Origin of the sequence: uncultured Streptococcus sp. (assembly GCF_963516575.1) — a bacterium.
Classification (GTDB): Bacteria; Bacillota; Bacilli; order Lactobacillales; family Streptococcaceae; genus Streptococcus.
Genome location: NZ_CAUQCP010000042.1, coordinates 1 through 18,592 on the forward strand (window position 1 = coordinate 1; position 18,592 = coordinate 18,592).

Annotated in this window: 21 protein-coding genes; 16 read left to right on the forward strand and 5 right to left on the reverse strand. The window is 42.9% G+C overall.

Translation table 11 applies throughout. The features are described from left to right. Positions 1-126 precede the first annotated feature (126 nt). The 6 genes from RWM06_RS07735 (at position 127) to RWM06_RS07760 (ending at position 7,229) form a co-directional block, all read left to right on the forward strand. A complete protein-coding gene (locus RWM06_RS07735) occupies positions 127-2,463 on the forward strand; it encodes a cation-translocating P-type ATPase (protein WP_313970728.1) in 2,337 nt (778 codons plus the stop codon). 101 nt (positions 2,464-2,564) lie between these two features. Further along, positions 2,565-3,242: a tRNA (adenine(22)-N(1))-methyltransferase TrmK gene (locus tag RWM06_RS07740; RefSeq protein WP_033683309.1), complete on the forward strand. Its 678-nt coding sequence runs from the start codon at positions 2,565-2,567 to the stop codon at positions 3,240-3,242. Beyond that, positions 3,229-4,026 (forward strand): Nif3-like dinuclear metal center hexameric protein, encoded by a 798-nt coding sequence (locus RWM06_RS07745; protein WP_313970712.1) that lies wholly within the window; start codon positions 3,229-3,231, stop codon positions 4,024-4,026. Before RWM06_RS07740 ends, RWM06_RS07745 begins: the two co-directional genes overlap by 14 nt. A 16-nt stretch (positions 4,027-4,042) precedes the next feature. Then, entirely contained in the window at positions 4,043-5,146 is a 1,104-nt protein-coding gene (locus RWM06_RS07750; RefSeq protein ID WP_313970713.1) for an FAD-binding oxidoreductase, read from the forward strand. Positions 5,147-5,242: 96 nt separating this feature from the next. Continuing rightward, complete coding sequence (gene galE, locus RWM06_RS07755; protein WP_313970714.1) at positions 5,243-6,262, forward strand: UDP-glucose 4-epimerase GalE; 1,020 nt, start codon at positions 5,243-5,245, stop codon at positions 6,260-6,262. Position 6,263: 1 nt separating this feature from the next. Further along, on the forward strand, positions 6,264-7,229 hold the full coding sequence (locus RWM06_RS07760; protein ID WP_313970715.1) for a glycosyltransferase family 2 protein: 966 nt from the start codon (positions 6,264-6,266) through the stop codon (positions 7,227-7,229). A 57-nt stretch (positions 7,230-7,286) separates the two neighbouring features. Here RWM06_RS07760 and RWM06_RS07765 read toward each other — a convergent pair whose 3' ends face one another. Continuing rightward, entirely contained in the window at positions 7,287-7,484 is a 198-nt protein-coding gene (locus tag RWM06_RS07765) for a ferredoxin (protein WP_313970716.1), read from the reverse strand. 45 nt (positions 7,485-7,529) lie between these two features. Here RWM06_RS07765 and RWM06_RS07770 point away from each other — a divergent pair, with 45 nt between their 5' ends. The 9 genes from RWM06_RS07770 to RWM06_RS07810 all read left to right on the forward strand — a co-directional run bounded on the left by RWM06_RS07770 (position 7,530) and on the right by RWM06_RS07810 (position 13,272). Beyond that, positions 7,530-8,012 carry an SAG1386/EF1546 family surface-associated protein gene (locus tag RWM06_RS07770; protein ID WP_313970717.1) on the forward strand — a complete coding sequence of 161 codons (483 nt, stop codon included), beginning with the start codon at positions 7,530-7,532 and terminating at the stop codon, positions 8,010-8,012. Positions 8,013-8,020: 8 nt separating this feature from the next. Next, a complete protein-coding gene (gene cmk, locus RWM06_RS07775) occupies positions 8,021-8,692 on the forward strand; it encodes a (d)CMP kinase (RefSeq protein WP_153224322.1) in 672 nt (223 codons plus the stop codon). A 129-nt stretch (positions 8,693-8,821) separates the two neighbouring features. Continuing rightward, the gene (locus RWM06_RS07780; RefSeq protein WP_001061590.1) at positions 8,822-9,160 is read left to right on the forward strand and encodes a zinc ribbon domain-containing protein YjdM; all 339 of its coding nucleotides are present in this window, start codon (positions 8,822-8,824) and stop codon (positions 9,158-9,160) included. Positions 9,161-9,162: 2 nt separating this feature from the next. Next, complete coding sequence (locus RWM06_RS07785) at positions 9,163-9,792, forward strand: Pr6Pr family membrane protein (RefSeq protein ID WP_313970718.1); 630 nt, start codon at positions 9,163-9,165, stop codon at positions 9,790-9,792. Between the two features lie 126 nt (positions 9,793-9,918). After that, positions 9,919-11,070, forward strand: a complete 1,152-nt coding sequence (locus RWM06_RS07790; RefSeq protein WP_313970719.1) for an MFS transporter — start codon at positions 9,919-9,921, stop codon at positions 11,068-11,070. Positions 11,071-11,103: 33 nt separating this feature from the next. Then, a complete protein-coding gene (locus RWM06_RS07795; protein WP_313970720.1) occupies positions 11,104-11,280 on the forward strand; it encodes a hypothetical protein in 177 nt (58 codons plus the stop codon). A 40-nt stretch (positions 11,281-11,320) separates the two neighbouring features. Continuing rightward, a complete protein-coding gene (gene truA / locus RWM06_RS07800; RefSeq protein WP_313970721.1) occupies positions 11,321-12,070 on the forward strand; it encodes a tRNA pseudouridine(38-40) synthase TruA in 750 nt (249 codons plus the stop codon). Next, positions 12,060-12,833 (forward strand): bifunctional hydroxymethylpyrimidine kinase/phosphomethylpyrimidine kinase, encoded by a 774-nt coding sequence (locus tag RWM06_RS07805; RefSeq protein ID WP_313970722.1) that lies wholly within the window; start codon positions 12,060-12,062, stop codon positions 12,831-12,833. Before truA ends, RWM06_RS07805 begins: the two co-directional genes overlap by 11 nt. Further along, entirely contained in the window at positions 12,811-13,272 is a 462-nt protein-coding gene (locus RWM06_RS07810; RefSeq protein ID WP_313970723.1) for an ECF transporter S component, read from the forward strand. Before RWM06_RS07805 ends, RWM06_RS07810 begins: the two co-directional genes overlap by 23 nt. Before the next feature lie 36 nt (positions 13,273-13,308). Here RWM06_RS07810 and RWM06_RS07815 read toward each other — a convergent pair whose 3' ends face one another. The 3 genes from RWM06_RS07815 to murT all read right to left on the reverse strand — a co-directional run bounded on the left by RWM06_RS07815 (position 13,309) and on the right by murT (position 16,644). Next, positions 13,309-14,391 carry a Xaa-Pro peptidase family protein gene (locus RWM06_RS07815; protein ID WP_313970724.1) on the reverse strand — a complete coding sequence of 361 codons (1,083 nt, stop codon included), beginning with the start codon at positions 14,389-14,391 and terminating at the stop codon, positions 13,309-13,311. A 127-nt stretch (positions 14,392-14,518) separates the two neighbouring features. Beyond that, positions 14,519-15,301 carry a lipid II isoglutaminyl synthase subunit GatD gene (gene gatD / locus RWM06_RS07820; protein ID WP_313970725.1) on the reverse strand — a complete coding sequence of 261 codons (783 nt, stop codon included), beginning with the start codon at positions 15,299-15,301 and terminating at the stop codon, positions 14,519-14,521. After that, entirely contained in the window at positions 15,301-16,644 is a 1,344-nt protein-coding gene (murT, locus tag RWM06_RS07825; protein ID WP_313970726.1) for a lipid II isoglutaminyl synthase subunit MurT, read from the reverse strand. The genes gatD and murT overlap by 1 nt, the downstream gene beginning before the upstream one ends. A 46-nt stretch (positions 16,645-16,690) precedes the next feature. On the opposite strand from murT, the gene RWM06_RS07830 reads away from it, so the two are divergent. Next, the gene (locus tag RWM06_RS07830; protein WP_257994513.1) at positions 16,691-16,816 is read left to right on the forward strand and encodes a hypothetical protein; all 126 of its coding nucleotides are present in this window, start codon (positions 16,691-16,693) and stop codon (positions 16,814-16,816) included. A 79-nt stretch (positions 16,817-16,895) separates the two neighbouring features. Here RWM06_RS07830 and RWM06_RS07835 read toward each other — a convergent pair whose 3' ends face one another. Beyond that, on the reverse strand, positions 16,896-18,212 hold the full coding sequence (locus RWM06_RS07835) for an FAD-containing oxidoreductase (protein ID WP_313970727.1): 1,317 nt from the start codon (positions 18,210-18,212) through the stop codon (positions 16,896-16,898). Positions 18,213-18,592: the final 380 nt, after the last annotated feature.

Consider the following 18,592-nt stretch of genomic DNA (forward strand, 5'->3'; position numbering starts at 1 on the left):
TTAGACTAATTTCCACTTCGGCTAGACAAGTGGAAGTTACTTTGAGAAGTTACCCTTTTCCCTTGACCAGGTCCATATTTGGGATGAGATTAGAATTCTTTTAGAAAAAATGATATGATAGAACTTATGGATAAAAATAAGATTATGGGGTTAACCCAAAGAGAAGTCAAGGAAAGACAGGCTAAGGGCTTAGTCAATGATTTTACCGCATCGGCTAGTACCAGCACTTGGCAAATCGTTAAACGAAATGTCTTTACCCTTTTTAATGCTTTGAACTTTGCCATTGCTTTGGCACTAGCCTTCGTGCAGGCTTGGAGCAATCTAGTCTTCTTTGCTGTTATCTGCTTTAACGCTTTTTCTGGTATTGTGACCGAGCTGCGGGCTAAACACATGGTCGATAAGCTCAATCTCATGACCAAGGAAAAGGTCAAAACCATTCGTGATGGACAGGAAGTTGCCCTCAATCCTGAAGAATTGGTGCTAGGAGAGGTCATTCGTTTGTCTGCTGGGGAGCAGATTCCCAGTGATGCCTTAGTTCTGGAAGGATTTGCGGAAGTCAATGAAGCCATGTTGACAGGGGAAAGTGATTTGGTGCAAAAGGAAGTTGATGCCTTGCTTTTGTCTGGAAGTTTCCTAGCCAGTGGGTCAGTTTTGGCTCAAGTCCACCATGTCGGGGCAGACAACTATGCTGCTAAACTCATGCTGGAAGCCAAGACCGTTAAACCGATCAACTCACGTATCATGAAATCGCTGGACAAGTTAGCAGGTTTTACTGGAAAGATTATCATTCCTTTTGGTCTGGCTCTCTTGCTAGAAGCCTTGCTTTTAAAAGGCCTGCCTCTTAAGTCGTCCGTTGTAAACTCGTCGACAGCCCTTTTGGGGATGTTGCCTAAGGGAATTGCCCTTTTGACCATTACTTCGCTTTTGACTGCGGTGATTAAGCTGGGCTTGAAAAAGGTCTTGGTGCAGGAGATGTACTCTGTTGAGACCTTGGCGCGTGTGGATATGCTCTGTCTGGACAAGACGGGCACCATCACCCAAGGAAAGATGCAGGTGGAGGCTGTTCTTCCGCTGACGGAAACTTATGGTGAAAATGATATTTACAGCATATTAACCAGCTATATGGCCCATAGTGAGGATAAGAATCCAACAGCTCAAGCTATACGCCAACGTTTTCATGGTCAGGTAGCCTATCCTATGCTTTCGAATCTTCCCTTCTCAAGCGACCGCAAGTGGGGAGCTATGGAATTGGAAGGTTTGGGAACAGTTTTCTTAGGGGCACCGGAGATGTTGCTGGATGCTGAAGTTCCTGAAGCTAGAGAAGCTCTTGAACGAGGATCTCGTGTCTTGGTCTTGGCCCTCAGTCAGGAAAAGCTAGACCATCACAAACCACAGAAACCATCTGATATTCAAGCTCTAGCCTTGCTGGAAATCTTGGATCCTATTCGAGAGGGAGCAGCAGAGACGCTAGATTATCTCCGTTCTCAAGAAGTGGGACTCAAGATTATCTCTGGTGACAATCCAGTTACGGTATCCAGCATTGCCCAGAAGGCTGGTTTTGCGGACTACCACAGCTATGTGGATTGCTCAAAAATCACGGATGAGGAATTGGTTGATATGGCTGAGGAAACAGCTATTTTCGGACGTGTTTCCCCTCATCAAAAGAAACTCATCATCCAAACGCTGAAAAAAGCAGGGCATACAACAGCTATGACAGGGGACGGAGTCAATGATATCCTGGCTCTTCGTGAGGCGGATTGTTCGATTGTAATGGCTGAGGGAGATCCAGCGACTCGTCAGATTGCCAATCTGGTTCTCTTGAACTCAGACTTCAATGATGTTCCTGAGATTCTCTTTGAAGGTCGTCGGGTGGTCAATAATATCGCCCATATTGCACCGATTTTCTTGATTAAGACCATCTATTCCTTCTTGCTCGCGGTGATTTGTATCGCCAGTGCTTTACTAGGTCGGTCTGAGTGGATCTTGATTTTCCCCTTCATTCCAATCCAGATTACCATGATTGACCAGTTTGTGGAAGGTTTCCCACCATTCGTTCTGACTTTTGAGCGAAATATCAAACCTGTTGAGCCAAACTTCCTCAGAAAATCTATGCTTCGTGCCCTACCAAGCGCTCTCATGGTTGTGTTCAGCGTTCTTTTTGTGAAAATATTTGGAAGTAGCCAAGGTTGGTCTGAGTTAGAAATCTCAACTCTCCTCTATTATCTACTTGGGTCTATCGGTTTCTTATCCGTATTTAGAGCCTGCCTGCCATTTACCCTCTGGAGAGCCCTCTTGATTGTCTGGTCAGTAGGTGGCTTCCTAGCTACAGCTCTCTTCCCAAGAATTCAAAAACTGCTTGAAATTTCGACATTAACAGGACAAACATTGCCTGTCTATGGTGTCATGATGTTGGTCTTTACCGTGATTTTCATTCTAACCAGTCGCTATCAAGCCAGAAAATAAAGAAAGACTGCAATCTGTGGATTGCGGTTTTTTTAGGTGCAAGATTGCCAGCTGAAATGTGGTATAATAAGAGGTAATAGAGTTTTGGAAAGTGAGAGAAGATGATTTCAAAGAGATTAGAATTAGTGGCTTCCTTTGTGTCACAGGGAGCCATTTTACTAGATGTGGGGAGTGACCATGCTTATCTGCCAATCGAGTTAGTCGAGAGAGGCCAAATCAAAAGCGCCATTGCAGGTGAGGTGGTGGAAGGTCCCTACCAGTCAGCGGTTAAAAATGTTGAGGCGCACGGTCTAAAGGAGAAAATCCAAGTTCGTTTAGCCAATGGCCTGGCAGCTTTTGAAGAGGCAGACCAAGTATCGGTTATTACCATTGCAGGTATGGGTGGTCGTTTGATTGCTAGGATTTTAGAAGAAGGCTTGGACAAGCTAGCGCATGTAGAGCGTTTGATTCTCCAACCCAATAATCGTGAAGACGACTTGCGTATCTGGTTGCAGGAACACGGATTCCAGATTGTAGCAGAAAGCATCCTAGAAGAAGCTGGCAAGTTTTATGAAATTCTAGTTGTGGAAGCGGGACAAATGAAGTTATCAGCCAGTGATGTCCGCTTTGGTCCCTTCTTGTCCAAAGAAATCAGCCCAGTCTTTGTCCAAAAATGGCAAAAAGAAGCAGATAAGCTAGAGTTCGCCCTCGGACAAGTCCCAGAAAAAAATCTGGAGGAACGTCAAGTTCTAGTAGATAAGATTCAAGCCATCAAGGAGGTTCTCCATGCTAGCAAGTGAAGTTATTAAGGCGTATGAAGCCTTTTGCCCCCAGGAATTTTCCATGGAGGGGGATAGTCGTGGCCTGCAAATCGGCACTTTGGACAAGGATATCCAAAGAGTCATGGTTGCCCTCGATATTCGAGAAGAGACGGTGGCAGAGGCTATTGAAAAGGGTGTGGATTTGATTATCGTCAAGCACGCGCCGATTTTTCGTCCCATCAAGGACTTGGTTGCCAACCGTCCGCAAAATCAGATTTACATCGACCTGATCAAGCATGACATCGCAGTTTATGTCAGCCATACCAACATTGACATCGTTGAAAATGGCCTCAATGACTGGTTTTGTCAGATGCTAGGTATCGAGGAGACGACTTATCTACAGGAGACAGGTCCAGAACGTGGAATTGGACGTATTGGGAATATTCAACCTAAGACATTTGGAGAATTGGCCCAGCATGTTAAGCAAGTCTTTTGCCTAGATAGTCTTCGAATGGTGCATTATCGAGAGAGTGACTTGCAGAAGCCGATTTCAAGAGTGGCCATCTGTGGTGGTAGCGGGCAGTCATTTTATAAGGATGCCTTAGCTAAGGGGGCAGATGTTTATATCACTGGTGATATTTACTATCACACTGCTCAGGATATGCTGTCTGATGGCCTGTTGGCATTGGACCCAGGACACTATATCGAAGTGCTTTTTGTGGAAAAAATCGCAGCACTCCTTACTAAATGGAAGGCAGAGAAGGGCTGGTCTATTGATATCGTACCTAGTCAAGCATCGACCAATCCTTTCCACCATATCTAGTTAGAAAGTGAAAACAATGAAAAAAGTTGCCATTATCGGAGCAGGAATTGTGGGAGCAACAGCTGCCTACTACCTCTCGAAAGAAAGTGACCTAGAGGTGACCGTTTTTGACCATGGACAAGGTCAAGCTACCAAGGCCGCAGCAGGAATTATCAGTCCTTGGTTTTCAAAACGACGCAATAAGGCCTGGTACAAGATTGCTCGCTTGGGGGCTGACTTTTATGTGGATTTGTTGGCTGATTTAGAAAAGTCGGGGCAAGAAATTGACTTTTACCAGCGTTCGGGAGTTTTTCTCTTGAAAAAGGATGAAACTAAGTTGGAAGAACTCTATGAACTAGCCCTCCAGCGCAGAGAAGAGTCTCCCTTGATAGGGCAGTTAGCCATTCTTGATCAAGCCTCAGCTAATGGATTATTCTCTGGCTTGCAGGGATTCGACCGCCTGCTCTACGCTTCTGGTGGAGCGAGAGTAGATGGCCAACTCTTAGTGACTCGTTTGCTAGAAGCCAGTCAGGTCAAGCTGGTCAAAGAAAAAGTGAGTCTGACACCTTTAGCATCAGGTTACCAGATTGGCGAAGAGGTGTTTGATCAGGTTATTTTGGCGACGGGAGCTTGGCTGGGACACCTGTTAGAGCCTTTAGGTTATGAAGTAGATGTTCGTCCTCAAAAAGGACAACTCCGAGATTATCAGCTTGCCCAAGACATGGAAGCTTACCCTGTTGTTATGCCAGAGGGGGAATGGGATTTGATTCCTTTTGCAGGTGGGAAATTGTCCTTAGGCGCTACCCATGAAAATGACATGGGTTTTGATTTGACAGTAGATGAAAACTTGCTCCAACAAATGGAGGAGGCAGCCTTTTCTCACTACCCAACTCTAGCAGAAGCGAAATCATCAGGTGAACGTGTGGGAATCCGTGCCTATACCAGTGATTTCTCCCCGTTTTTTGGGCAAGTACCTGATTTAGCAGGTGTCTATGCAGCCAGTGGCCTAGGTTCATCAGGCCTCACAACTGGTCCTGTCATTGGTTACCATTTAGCCCAACTGATCCAAGATAAGGAGTTGACCCTGGACCCAGTAAACTACCCAATTGAAAACTATGTCAAACGAGTAAAAAGTGAATAAGATTTTACTGAAATTTTAGCCACCTCTAGGATGGTAAATGACATTCCCTATCAAAAATGGTAAAATAAGAAAAAATCCGAGAATCGAGGAAAGAAGATGCAAGAAAAGATTTTGGTAACAGGTGGAGCAGGTTTTATAGGAACTCACACTGTTATTGAGTTAATCCAAGCAGGTCATCAGGTTGTTGTGGTGGATAACCTTGTCAACAGCAACCGTAAAAGTTTAGAAGTTGTTGAAAGAATAACAGGAGTTGAAGTGCCTTTCTATGAGGCAGATATCCGTGATACTGACACCCTCAGAGATATTTTCAAGCAAGAAGAACCAACAGGTGTCATTCATTTTGCTGGTTTGAAGGCTGTTGGTGAATCTACTCGTATTCCTCTTGCCTATTATGACAATAATATCGCTGGAACTGTTAGTCTTTTGAAGGTCATGGAAGAAAACAACTGTAAAAATATCATTTTCAGTTCTTCTGCGACAGTTTACGGAGATCCTCATACAGTGCCAATCTTGGAAGATTTCCCACTTTCAGTGACCAACCCATACGGTCGCACTAAGCTTATGCTAGAGGAAATTTTGACGGATATCTACAAGGCAGACTCAGAATGGAATGTGGTCTTGCTTCGTTACTTTAACCCAATTGGAGCCCATGAGAGTGGTGATTTGGGAGAAAATCCAAACGGTATTCCAAATAACCTCTTACCATATGTGACTCAAGTAGCCGTTGGAAAATTAGAGCAAGTGCAAGTGTTTGGAGATGATTACGATACGGAAGACGGAACTGGTGTTCGTGACTATATCCACGTTGTCGATTTGGCTAAAGGTCACGTTGCAGCTCTGAAAAAAATCCAAAAGGGTTCAGGTCTAAACGTTTATAACCTTGGAACAGGTAAAGGCTATTCTGTTCTTGAAATTATCCAAAACATGGAAAAAGCAGTGGGACGTCCGATTCCTTATCGCATTGCAGACCGTCGCCCAGGGGATATCGCAGCCTGCTACTCAGACCCTGCAAAAGCTAAAGCAGAACTAGGCTGGGAAGCAGAACTAGACATCACCCAAATGTGTGAAGACGCATGGCGTTGGCAAAGCAAGCATCCAAATGGATTTGAAGACTAAGATGGTGATATCAATCATTGTCCCCTGTTTAAACGAAGAGGAAGTACTTCCTCTTTTTTATCAGGCTTTGGAAGCTTTACTTCCAGATTTGGAAGCAGAAATCGAGTATGTCTTTGTCGATGATGGATCAAGTGATGGGACCTTGGAACTCTTAAAGGCCTATCGGGAGCAAAATCCGGCAGTGCATTATCTTTCTTTCTCTCGAAATTTTGGGAAAGAAGCGGCTCTGTATGCAGGTTTGCAATATGCGACAGGAGATCTGGTGGTGGTAATGGATGCAGACCTCCAAGATCCTCCTAGTATGTTGCTTGATATGAAAGCCTTACTAGATCAGAATGCAGATTTGGACTGCGTTGGAACACGGAGAACTAGTCGGGAGGGAGAACCCTTCTTTCGCAGTTTCTGTGCTGACATCTTTTACCGTCTCATGCAAAAAATCAGTCCAGTAGCCCTGCCGTCAGGTGTCCGTGATTTTCGCATGATGAGAAGGTCTGTAGTCGATGCCATTTTAGCTTTGACCGAGTCCAATCGTTTTTCAAAGGGGCTCTTTGCCTGGGTGGGGTTTAAAACCTACTATCTGGACTATCCAAATGTCGAAAGGCAGGCTGGCAAGACCAGTTGGAGTTTTAGGCAACTCTTTTTCTACTCCATTGAAGGGATTGTTAATTTTTCAGATTTTCCTTTGATTATAGCCTTCGTAGCTGGTCTCCTATCTTGTTTTATTTCTCTACTAATGACCTTTTTTGTTGTGGTTCGGACCCTCATTCTGGGCAATCCAACATCAGGTTGGACCTCTCTGATGGCTGTCATTCTCTTTCTAGGAGGCATTCAACTCTTGACCATTGGGATTCTAGGCAAGTATATTAGTAAGATTTATCTAGAGACTAAAAAAAGACCACTTTATCTTATCAAAGAAAAAAGTGACCTTCCTGATTTTACAGAAAAAAATAAAGTGAAAAGACTATAATTTTGCATGGAAATATGCTAAACTAGAAGGAGTGGAACGTTCTTGTCGATATTATAGTTAATCTTTAATCAAGGCACGTGTCGGACAGTTTCTAACAGCTTCTATGACGTCCTGGCTAGGAGAGATTTCTTTTTCTAGTTGGTCAGGGTCATCGTAAAAACGCACGATTCCATTATCGTGATAATCAAATAAATCAGAATAAGTTTGGCAAAGCCCACAGGCAATGCAACGTTCAGGTATAAGTGTGATTTTCATATTTATATTGTAATAAGAAAAGTAAAAAAAAACAAGGAGTAAGGTATGGCAAAAGAACCGTGGCAAGAAGATATTTATGAGAATCAAGAAGAAACAAGAATACAACGTCGTAAGAGAGAACAAGGCGGAGGAGTCGTTGCTAACCGTATCTTAACTATCTTAGCAAGTATTTTCTTTGTGATTGTAGTCGTGATGATCATTGTTCTTATCTATCTTTCATCGGGTGGGAGCAATCGCACGGCAGCCTTGAAAGATTTTCACGATTCTGATGCAAATGTAGTACAGGTTTCATCTTCTAGTAGTTCAGAGCAGGTATCTTCTAGTTCAGAGGGAAAGGAAGAGTCATCTAGTAGCTCAGAACATTCAACAGATCCAGAAGGGACGACAAAAGTCTTGGCTGGAGAAGGAGAAGCAGCTATTGCAGCTCGCGCGGGGATTTCGATTGCTCAGTTAGAGGCCTTGAATCCTGGGCACATGGCTACAGGATCTTGGTTTGCTAATCCAGGTGATGTTGTTAAAATCAAATAGGAGTTGATATGAAAACAATTCAAATTGCTATTGATGGTCCTGCTTCCAGTGGTAAGAGTACAGTCGCAAAGATTATTGCCAAGGATTTTGGTTATACTTACCTTGATACAGGTGCCATGTATCGCGCAGCGACCTATATGGCTCTCAAGAACCAGTTAGGAGTAGAAGAAGTTGAAGCACTTCTAGCCTTGTTGGACCAGCATCCAATTAGTTTTGGACGTTCAGAAACTGGGGAGCAGCTTGTCTTTGTAGGAGATGTGGATATTACCCATCCTATCCGTGAAAATGAAGTGACCAATCATGTTTCTGCTATTGCAGCAATTCCTGAAGTACGTGAGAAACTAGTTTCTCTCCAGCAAGAGATTGCCCAGCAAGGTGGGATTGTCATGGACGGTCGCGACATTGGAACTGTTGTATTGCCACAAGCAGAATTGAAAATTTTCCTAGTAGCTTCTGTTGATGAGAGAGCAGAGCGTCGTTACAAGGAAAATATCGCTAAGGGAATTGAAACAGACCTTGAAACCCTCAAAGAGGAGATTGCTGCGCGTGACTACAAGGATAGTCATCGTGAAACATCGCCTCTCAAACAAGCAGAGGATGCTGTCTACCTTGATACAACAGGCTTGAACATTCAAGAAGTAGTTGAAAAAATTAAAGCAGAAGCTGAAAAAAGAATGTAAATGTAGAAAAGCCGATAGATGGATATCGGTTTTTTCTAAATTTGTCAAAATGCTGATTTTAAGGTATAATAGTTGCTGTTCGAGAAATTTTGATTTTCAAAGAATAGTGAATGATGATAAGGAGAAACCATGAACAACTTACCAAATTGTCCAAAATGTAACTCAGAGTATGTCTACGAAGACGGTGCCCTACTGGTTTGCCCAGAGTGTGCTCATGAGTGGAATCCTGCTGAAGTTGCAGAAGTAGAAGAGGGCCTTGTTGCTATCGATGCCAACGGAAATAAATTGGCTGATGGTGATACAGTAACCCTCATCAAGGACTTGAAAGTAAAAGGTGCGCCAAAAGATTTGAAACAAGGAACGCGCGTGAAAAATATCCGCATCGTAGAAGGCGACCACAATATCGACTGTAAGATTGATGGCTTTGGTGCTATGAAACTCAAATCAGAGTTTGTGAAGAAAATTTAAGCATGTCAAAACACTATAAATTTGTATTTTATAGCCGTATCTTCTTGTTTCTAGCGGCTTTTACGGGAGTTTATCTTGAAATCGCCAAGCATGGCGGATTTGGGATGCTTCTCTATTATACGGTTCTGTCAAATCTGTTAGTAGCGATTTTTACGCTCTATCTCCTAAAGGTTATGAGCCGTTTAGGTGAAAACTGGCAAAGGCCAAGTCTCTTGCGCTTAAAAGGTGGGGTCACTATGAGTATCATGATTACCTGTGTGATTTACCATTTCCTTTTAGCACCCATTGCGACTAATTTCTATACTCTGGAAAATTTCCTTTGCCACTATATCGTTCCCCTTTGGTTTTTAGCAGATACCCTCTTTTTTGACAAACAGGGTCAATACAAGATTTGGGATCCAGTTGTGTGGACGATTTTACCCTTGCTGTATATGATTTTTGCTCTTTTTAATGGCTTGGTACTGAAATTAGACATCCCCAATTCTAAGGTCAGTCCTTTCCCTTACTTCTTTTTGAATGTGAATAAGGGTTGGGATGTCGTGTTCAAGTGGTGTCTGATTATCTTTGTTGCCTATATGCTAGCAGGATTTATCTTCTACTTTATCAAGCAAATCAAGAGAAAGTCATCCTAAGATACAAGGGATTCATTTTCGAGTTTAAGAAGGAGTCTGCACACTAAAGAGGCTTCTTCTTTTCTTGCTTGTTTGATAACTATCAAAAGAGACAGAAGATTAAGAGAAAATATAGAAAGAGATTTCATGAAACAATTTTTAGAACGGGCCAGTATTTTGGCTCTCTCCCTCGTTTTGATTACATCCTTTTCCATCTCGAGTGCCCTGCCAGCCATGTTTGACTATTATCAAGGTTATCCTAAGGAACAAATTGAGCTCTTGGCGAGCTTGCCATCCTTTGGGATCATGATTATGTTACTACTAAATGGTTTCTTAGAAAAAATATTTCCTGAGCGATTACAGATTAGTTTGGGATTGCTGATTTTATCACTGAGTGGAACAGCACCCTTTTGGTATCAAGCCTATCCCTTTGTCTTTGGAACACGGATTCTTTTTGGTTTAGGTGTTGGGATGATCAATGCTAAGGCCATTTCTATTATCAGTGAACGTTATCAAGGAAAAACGAGAATTCAGATGCTAGGGTTACGCGGTTCTGCAGAGGTCGTTGGGGCTTCTCTCATTACCTTGGCAGTCGGTCAGTTGTTGGCCTTTGGTTGGACAGCTACCTTCCTAGCATATAGTGCTGGATTTTTGGTGCTGACCCTTTATCTGCTCTTTGTCCCTTATGGAAAGGAAAAGAAAGAAGTTAAGAAAAAAGCGAAGGAAGCAAGTCGCTTAACTGGGGAAATGAAAGGCTTGATTTTTATCCTAGCTATTGAAGCGGCGGTTGTAGTTTGTACCAATACAGCTATTACCATCCGTATTCCAAGTTTGATGGTGGAGAGAGGACTAGGGGATGCCCAGTTATCTAGTTTTGTTCTTAGTGTCATGCAGTTGATCGGGATTGTGGCTGGGGTGAGTTTTTCTTTCTTGATTTCTATCTTTAAGGAAAAGTTGCTCCTCTGGTCTGGTATTACCTTTGGCTTAGGGCAAATTGTGATTGCCCTGTCTCCATCCTTGTGGGTGGTAGTGGCAGGAAGTATTTTGGCTGGATTTGCCTACAGTGTAGCTTTGACGACAGTTTTTCAACTTGTCTCTGAACGAATTCCAGCTAAACTCCTCAATCAAGCAACTTCATTTGCGGTTTTAGGCTGTAGTTTTGGAGCCTTTACGACCCCATTTGTTCTAGGTGCAATTGGCTTACTAACTCACAATGGGATGATGGTCTTTAGTATCTTAGGATCTTGGTTGATTGCAACCTCTATCTTTGTCATGTACCTACTTCAAAAGAGAGCTTAGGATTGGTTTCCTAAGTTTTTCTTTTGATACTCAATGAAAATCAAAGAGCAAACTAGAAAGCTAGCCGCAGGTTGTTCAAAACACTGTTTTGAGGTTGTGGATAGAATTGACGAAGTCAGTAACCATATCTACGGCAAGGTGAAGCTGACGTGGTTTGAAGGAATTTTCGAAGAGTATGAGATTTTTGTACCCAGACAGTATTTGTTTTAGAACCTTGTCTATAGACTAATTTCTTGATAGAATAGAAATTATGACAAGATACAAAGCAACTATTTCCTATGATGGTTACGCCTTCGCTGGTTTTCAGCGCCAGCCTCATGCGCGTAGCGTTCAGGAGGAAATTGAAAAAACCTTGACTAGATTGAATAAGGGGCAAGCTATTACTGTTCACGGTGCTGGTAGGACAGATAGTGGGGTTCATGCTCTGGGACAGGTCATTCATTTTGACCTGCCTTATCAAATGGATGAGGAGAAACTTCGCTTTGCTCTTGACACCCAGTCCCCTGAAGATATTGATGTGGTTTCGATTGAGCTTGTGGCAGATGATTTTCATTGCCGTTATGCCAAGCACAGCAAGACCTATGAGTTTATTGTGGATAGAGGACGTCCCAAAAATCCCATGCGCCGTCACTATGCCACCCACTTTCCCTACCCACTAGATGTGGATCGGATGCAGGAGGCTATCAAAAAGCTAGAGGGAACCCACGATTTCACAGGCTTTACAGCTTCTGGAACCAGTGTGGAGGATAAGGTTCGCACCATCACAGAAGCTAGTCTCAGGGTTGATGAGACAGGACAATTTTTGACCTTTACCTTTTCAGGAAATGGTTTCTTGTATAAGCAGATTCGCAATATGGTGGGGACACTGCTCAAAATCGGCAATAACCGCATGCCAGTAGAGCAGATTGACCTGATTTTGGAGAAAAAGGACAGGCAACTTGCAGGTCCCACTGCAGCACCGAATGGTTTGTATTTAAAGGAGATTCGTTATGAAGAATAATCGTATTTTAGCACTTTCTGGAAATGATATTTTTAGTGGTGGTGGACTGTCAGCTGATTTGGCTACCTATACCTTGAACGGCTTGCATGGCTTTGTAGCAGTGACTTGTTTGACAGCCTTGACAGAAAAAGGTTTTGAAGTCTTTCCAACTGACGATACCATTTTTCAACATGAATTAGATAGCTTGCGTGATGTGGAATTTGCAGGGATTAAGATCGGTCTTCTACCAACTGTCAGCGTAGCTGAGAAGGCATTGGACTTTATCAAGCAACGCCCAGGAGTGCCTGTGGTTCTGGATCCTGTCTTGGTCTGCAAGGAAACGCACGACGTAGCAGTTAGTGAACTCTGTCAAGAGTTGATTCGCTTTTTCCCTCATGTCAGTGTGATTACACCTAATCTTCCTGAAGCAGAATTACTAGCAGATCAAGAGATTAAAACCCTTGAAGATATGAAGGTTGCAGCGCAGAAATTGCATGACTTAGGAGCGCCAGCAGTCATTATCAAGGGAGGCAATCGCCTTAGTCAGGACAAGGCTGTAGATGTCTTTTATGATGGACAAAACTTTACAGTCCTAGAAAATCCTGTCATTCAAGGGCAAAATGCTGGTGCAGGTTGTACCTTTGCCTCTAGCATTGCCAGTCACTTGGTTAAAGGTGATGAACTTTTACCAGCAGTAGAAAGCTCTAAGGCTTTCGTTTATCGTGCCATTGCACAAGCAGATCAGTATGGAGTAAGACAATATGAAGCAAAGCAAAACAACTAAAATCGCCCTTGTATCCCTATTAACCGCCCTCTCTGTGGTTCTAGGCTATTTCTTAAAAATTCCAACACCGACAGGCATTCTAACTCTTTTAGATGCGGGTGTCTTCTTTACGGCCTTCTACTTTGGTAGTCGTGAAGGGGCTGTAGTCGGAGGACTAGCAGGTTTCTTGATTGACCTCTTATCAGGCTATCCTCAGTGGATGTTCTTTAGCTTGGTCAACCATGGCTTGCAGGGATTTTTCGCAGGATTTAAAGGAAAAACTCAGTGGCTAGGTCTTATCTTAGCAACTGTTGCCATGGTAGGGGGTTACGCCTTGGGTTCTACATTGATGAATGGCTGGGCTGCAGCCCTACCTGAAATTCTTCCCAACTTTTTCCAAAATACAGTGGGGATGATTGTCGGATTTATTTTGAACCAAAGCATCAAGAAGATAAAGTAAAAAGTTAGCTGTTCGAGCTAACTTTTTTGTATAATTTTAATCAAAATAAAGCAAGTCTTTGCTGGTGCTTGTAAAGAGGTCAAATCCATTCTTAGTGACAACACCGCAGTCTTCGATACGGACACCGACTTTACCAGGGATATAGATACCTGGTTCAACGGAGAAGCACATGCCTTCTTCGATGATCATGTCGTTTCCTTCCATGATAGATGGGAATTCGTGGACATCCATACCGATACCGTGACCAAGACGGTGGTTGAAGTACTCACCGTAACCAGCTTTTTCGATGACCTCACGGGCAGCGCGGTCCACTTCATGGGCAGTCACTCCTGGCTTGATAAAGTCAATAGCTGTTTGTTGGGCTTCAAGGGTTAAGTTGTAAATATCTTTCTTGAACTGGTCTGGCTTACCGACAGCGACTGTACGAGTCATATCTGACGCATAACCGTTGACCAGAACCCCTAGGTCAAAGAGGAGAAGGGCGTTATTTTCGACCTTATTAGCTGCTGGAATGCCGTGCGGATTTGCAGCGTTATCACCAGTCAAGACCATGGTATCAAAACTCATTTCATAGCCTTCACGTTTCATGGCAAAGTCGATTTGGGCGATGATATCTGTCTCTGTCTTATCAAGAGAAATATTATCAAAACCAACCTTAACAGCCTTGTCCGCATAGAGACCTGCAACCATCATTTTTTGCACTTCGTCAGCTGATTTGATGAGGCGCATGCGTTGGATACGAGGAGTGAGGTTTTCAAATTCAGCAGTTTCAAAGACTATTTTCAAGCCATGGTATTTGGTCAAGATGAGATTGTCAAACTCAACAGCGACACGTTTGAAGTCAAGTTGTGGAAGAGCATGTTTCATTTTTTGCCATGGGTTTTCAGAATCCACATAGCCCACAACTGGGAAGGAAACAGTGCTGCTTGCACGCTCAACCTCAAGGGCTGGGACAAAGAGGAGGGGTTCCTGATCCGCTAGGACAAAAAGGAACATTTGGCGTTCATGGGGATCACTGTAAAAGCCAGTGAGGTAATTGATTGTGACGGGGTCAGATACGACAGCGACGTCTAGTTTTTCTGATTCAAGATATGTTACGATTTGTTGTAATTTAGACATATGCTACCTTCTTTCTACCCCTCTATTTTGGCAAAAAAAGAGAGAAAATGCAAGGGAGAAGGGTAAAAGAACAGACAAAAAGAACTCCGATATGATGGCGGAGTTCTTTGATAGAGTTTTCCTTGGTTTAAGAAAAGTCTGCCTTGCTTTTAACATCGCTGTATTCTTCAGCGATTTCTTGGCTAAGAATGTCCTCATAGGCAGGGAGTTGGATGTCCTGTCCGTACTTTTTCTTGAGGGCAGTAGTGACTAGGCGATAAGCTAGATTGGCATTACGAGAGAGGATAGGTCCGTGGAAGTAGGAACCAAAGACATTCTTATAATGAACCCCTTCGCCGACCTTTTCTTCGTTATTTCCATTTCCATAGACAACCTGTCCCAGCGGTTTTTGGTCATCTGAGAGGAAGGTACGGCCCTGATGATTTTCAAAACCATAGTAGGTTTCATCGAAATCTTCATTGTGAATCTTGATGTCACCGATAAAACGGTTATTGGTCTGGTTGAGGGTGTAGTGGCCCATGACACCTAGCCCTTCGATACGTCTCCCTGAAGCTTCAATATAATATTGACCCAATAGTTGGAAACCACCGCAGATAGCCAGAACCACACCGTCGTTTTGGATGTAGTTGTCAATGCTTTCTTTTTTGGCAGGTAGGTCGTCTGCAATAATACTTTGTTCAAAGTCTTGACCGCCACCGAAAAAGGCGATGTCGTAGTGGTTTTCATCAAAATCATCATGCAGTGAAACGATGTCAATCGTCACATGGGCCCCTAGTTTTTCAGCCACATATTTGAGCATGAGGATGTTTCCATTGTCCCCGTAGGTATTCATGAGGTTACCGTAGAGGTGGGCAATGTTGAGCTGATAAGGGTAAATGCCATCTTTTGAGGAAAGTGAAGTATAAACCATTAGTTCATCTCCTTTCTAATAATCTGACGACTAGCCAGCAGTTCGCGGAATTCAAGCATAGCAGTATAGGTAGCCAGGATATAAGCATGCTTGCAGTCTTGGTTCTCAATGGTCTTAAGAACTTGTTCCAGACTACTTGTTTCAGTGATTTTCTCAGCAGGATAGCCCGTCACTCGTAGACGACGTGCGATTTCAGAATGGCGAACACCTCCAGCGTTGATTTCGGGAATGTCCATGTCAGTGATTTGTTCAAAATCAGCATCCCAGATCCAGCTGGTATCAATACCGTCTGCATAGTTGGCATTAAGGAGGACAGATAGACTAAATGGATAAGGTGCTAGTTTAATCATTTCGATAGCTTGGGTCGCACCGACTGGATTTTTAATTAAGACAAGGGTACATTCCTTGTCACCGATATGGAAGGTTTCTTGGCGTCCAAAGACAGCACGGCTCTTATCAAATCCCTGCTTGATGAGTTGTGAATCTGCACCAAGGAAACGGGCGATGGCAACCGCAGCTAGGGCGTTGTAGATATTGTAGAGTCCACCGATTTGAATACCGTATTCTTGTCCGTCAATGACAAAGCGAGAGCGATTGTTGGTCAACTCAACTAGTTCTGTCAAGCGATAGTCGAGATCAGGACGTTTACATCCGCAGCCTTCACAGATATAGGCACCTAAGTTTGCATAGGTATTATGCTCATATTTGAGGATGCCTTGGCAGTCAGGGCAGAGGATTCCTTCGGTATTATAGTGAGCCAGTTGGGCTGGGCCTTTCTCCAAATCAAAACCAAAATACTGTACAGGATTTGGAATAGCTGGCTTGTAGAAAAGTGGACTGTCTCCATTAAGGAGAACAGTGGCAGTAGGCACTTTACGAATAGCATCCAAAATCATCTTGTAAGTTGTGTAAATCTCACCATAGCGGTCCATCTGGTCACGGAAAATATTAGTAATAACAAATAAGCTTGGCTGGATATAGTCACAGATACGAGATAGACTTGCTTCGTCAATCTCTAGGACGGCAATATTTTTCCCAGTTTTAGAAGATTTGGCTGTTAAGAAGGTTGTCGCAATTCCTGTAATCATGTTGGCACCGCTTGGGTTGGTCAGAACCTGACCATAAACCTCTTTTAAAATACCGACAGTGAGGGCAGTTGTCAGGGTTTTTCCGTTGGTTCCAGTGACCACGACAATCTCGTAGTTCTTAGCTAGGTTTTGTAAAATATCTTTATCAAATTGAAGGGCGACTTTTCCTGGGAGCGTACTTCCACGGCCAAGACGGCTTAAAACGAAGTGGGAAGAACGCCCAGCAAGAAGACCCAAAGTAGTTTTTAAGTTCATGTTTCTATTATATCATAAAAGAGGGAAAAGACAGATTTGATACTCAATGAAAATCAAAGAGCAAACTAGGAAGCTAGCCGCAGGTTGCTCAAAGTACTGCTTTGAGGTTGTAGATAAGACTGACGAAGTCAGTCACATATATATACGGCAAGGTGAAGCTGACGTGGTTTGAAGAGATTTTCGAAGAGTATGAGATTTCGCAGAAATGAAAACAGCCCTCGGAGGGCTGTTCGATACGATTAAATCTCAACTTAAATCGCAAACAAGTCATTCAAGTTCTCAGCCAAGGTTGGGTGAGTGAAGATTTGTTTTGTGAAGTAAGTGTAAGGAATCTTGTTGTCCATAGCAACAGTGATGATGTTAATGATTTCTTGAGAACCTTCTGAGAAGATGCTTGCTCCAAGAATTTCTTTTGTTTCAGTATTGACAACAGCTTTGAAGGCTCCGCGAAGATCTCCGTTTACGTGACCACGAGGCATTGCTGCAACAGGAATTTCCTTAACGGCGTATGGAAGTTTCAAATCAGCTGCTTGGCTTTCAGTCAAACCAACTTGTGAAAGGGCAGGTGTGATGAACATAGTATTTGGTACATTGAGACGGTCTTCAAGTGTGTAGCTGCCATCTCCAGCAAGGTAGCTGTAGACAACACGGAAGTCATCAAGTGAAATGTATGTAAATTGAAGGCCACCGTTGACATCTCCAACCGCAAAGACACCGGGAACGTTTGTTTGACAATGTTTGTCTACTTTAATAGCACCACGTTCAGTAAGTTCAATATCTGTATTTTCAAGTTGAAGTGGTTCTACATTTGGTTTGCGTCCAGTTGCGTAGAGAAGGGCATCGAAACGGTAAGTTTCGTTTTCAGTTACGACAAGGACTTGGTCACCGTCGTTTTTGATTTCAGTAGTACGGATGTTTTGAAGCAATTCAATGCCGTCTTCTTCCATATATTGCTTAGCAAGAGCTGCGATGGAAGGTTCTGCACGAGGTAGGAAAGTATCCAAGGCATCTAGAACTGTAACCTTGCTTCCAAGTTTGTTGTAAAGACCAGCAAATTCAAGACCGATATTTCCTCCACCAAGAATTCCAAGTTTTTCAGGCAATTTGTCCAAGTTTTGAATACCTGTTGAGTCAAAGACGTTTTTGCTTGTAGCAAGTCCAGGGATTGGCAAGATGTTTGAAACAGCACCAGTGTTGATGACGATTGTTTCAGCAGTCAGTTCTTTCTTTTCATCACCAGCTTGGATTTCTATGACTTTATTTGAAAGGAAGTGAGCTTCCGCATCAAAGATATCGACACCTGTACCAGCAACAGTCGCATAGTTTTTACCGTTGAGGCGACCAGTGATAGTGTTTTTGGTAGCAATCACTTCTTCAAAAGACAAGTCTTTCTCAGCAGCAACAAGCAAAGTCTTAGTTGGGATACAACCAATGTTGATACAAGTTCCACCGTACATAGCTTTGCTACGTTCAACGAGGGCAACTTTTTTGCCAGCTGAAGCCAATTTACCAGCTAGTGTTTTACCAGCTTTACCAAATCCGATAACGATTAAATCATAAGTTAACATTTATCTTCCTCCTATTCGCATTTCATTCTAGCACAAGAAAAAAACTTTTGCACAATTCTGCTACGCTTTAAAAAAGTTTATGAAATAGTGGAAATTATAGCCTTACTTTCTCAGAAAAATCGTTTACATGATATTATCGATGGATTTGGCTATCTTTTGCTTCTCTCTTGTGTTATACTAGATAGGTTGCAAAGAAAACAGTACTTTTCTTTTGTGGAAAAGAAGCAACACGATTTTGTATCCAGTATATGAAAATACGTCATAAAAAGAAAAGTATAAACTAAGCCCTATAGGGTGGCTTCGCACCACCTTTAGAAAGAAGAATAACGTGAAATTTAATGAATTAAACTTGTCTGCTGATTTGCTAGCAGAGATTGAAA

Excerpts from the sequence above, each read along its gene's own strand:
- RWM06_RS07735 (WP_313970728.1), top strand. The coding sequence starts at position 127 with ATGGATAAAAATAAGATTATGGGGTTAACCCAAAGAGAAGTCAAGGAA.
- RWM06_RS07740 (WP_033683309.1), top strand. The coding sequence starts at position 2,565 with ATGATTTCAAAGAGATTAGAATTAGTGGCTTCCTTTGTGTCACAGGGA.
- RWM06_RS07745 (WP_313970712.1), top strand. The coding sequence starts at position 3,229 with ATGCTAGCAAGTGAAGTTATTAAGGCGTATGAAGCCTTTTGCCCCCAG.
- RWM06_RS07750 (WP_313970713.1), top strand. The coding sequence starts at position 4,043 with ATGAAAAAAGTTGCCATTATCGGAGCAGGAATTGTGGGAGCAACAGCT.
- galE (WP_313970714.1), top strand. The coding sequence starts at position 5,243 with ATGCAAGAAAAGATTTTGGTAACAGGTGGAGCAGGTTTTATAGGAACT.
- RWM06_RS07760 (WP_313970715.1), top strand. The coding sequence starts at position 6,264 with ATGGTGATATCAATCATTGTCCCCTGTTTAAACGAAGAGGAAGTACTT.
- RWM06_RS07765 (WP_313970716.1), bottom strand. The coding sequence starts at position 7,484 with ATGAAAATCACACTTATACCTGAACGTTGCATTGCCTGTGGGCTTTGC.
- RWM06_RS07770 (WP_313970717.1), top strand. The coding sequence starts at position 7,530 with ATGGCAAAAGAACCGTGGCAAGAAGATATTTATGAGAATCAAGAAGAA.
- cmk (WP_153224322.1), top strand. The coding sequence starts at position 8,021 with ATGAAAACAATTCAAATTGCTATTGATGGTCCTGCTTCCAGTGGTAAG.
- RWM06_RS07780 (WP_001061590.1), top strand. The coding sequence starts at position 8,822 with ATGAACAACTTACCAAATTGTCCAAAATGTAACTCAGAGTATGTCTAC.
- RWM06_RS07785 (WP_313970718.1), top strand. The coding sequence starts at position 9,163 with ATGTCAAAACACTATAAATTTGTATTTTATAGCCGTATCTTCTTGTTT.
- RWM06_RS07790 (WP_313970719.1), top strand. The coding sequence starts at position 9,919 with ATGAAACAATTTTTAGAACGGGCCAGTATTTTGGCTCTCTCCCTCGTT.
- RWM06_RS07795 (WP_313970720.1), top strand. The coding sequence starts at position 11,104 with ATGAAAATCAAAGAGCAAACTAGAAAGCTAGCCGCAGGTTGTTCAAAA.
- truA (WP_313970721.1), top strand. The coding sequence starts at position 11,321 with ATGACAAGATACAAAGCAACTATTTCCTATGATGGTTACGCCTTCGCT.
- RWM06_RS07805 (WP_313970722.1), top strand. The coding sequence starts at position 12,060 with ATGAAGAATAATCGTATTTTAGCACTTTCTGGAAATGATATTTTTAGT.
- RWM06_RS07810 (WP_313970723.1), top strand. The coding sequence starts at position 12,811 with ATGAAGCAAAGCAAAACAACTAAAATCGCCCTTGTATCCCTATTAACC.
- RWM06_RS07815 (WP_313970724.1), bottom strand. The coding sequence starts at position 14,391 with ATGTCTAAATTACAACAAATCGTAACATATCTTGAATCAGAAAAACTA.
- gatD (WP_313970725.1), bottom strand. The coding sequence starts at position 15,301 with ATGGTTTATACTTCACTTTCCTCAAAAGATGGCATTTACCCTTATCAG.
- murT (WP_313970726.1), bottom strand. The coding sequence starts at position 16,644 with ATGAACTTAAAAACTACTTTGGGTCTTCTTGCTGGGCGTTCTTCCCAC.
- RWM06_RS07830 (WP_257994513.1), top strand. The coding sequence starts at position 16,691 with ATGAAAATCAAAGAGCAAACTAGGAAGCTAGCCGCAGGTTGCTCAAAG.
- RWM06_RS07835 (WP_313970727.1), bottom strand. The coding sequence starts at position 18,212 with ATGTTAACTTATGATTTAATCGTTATCGGATTTGGTAAAGCTGGTAAA.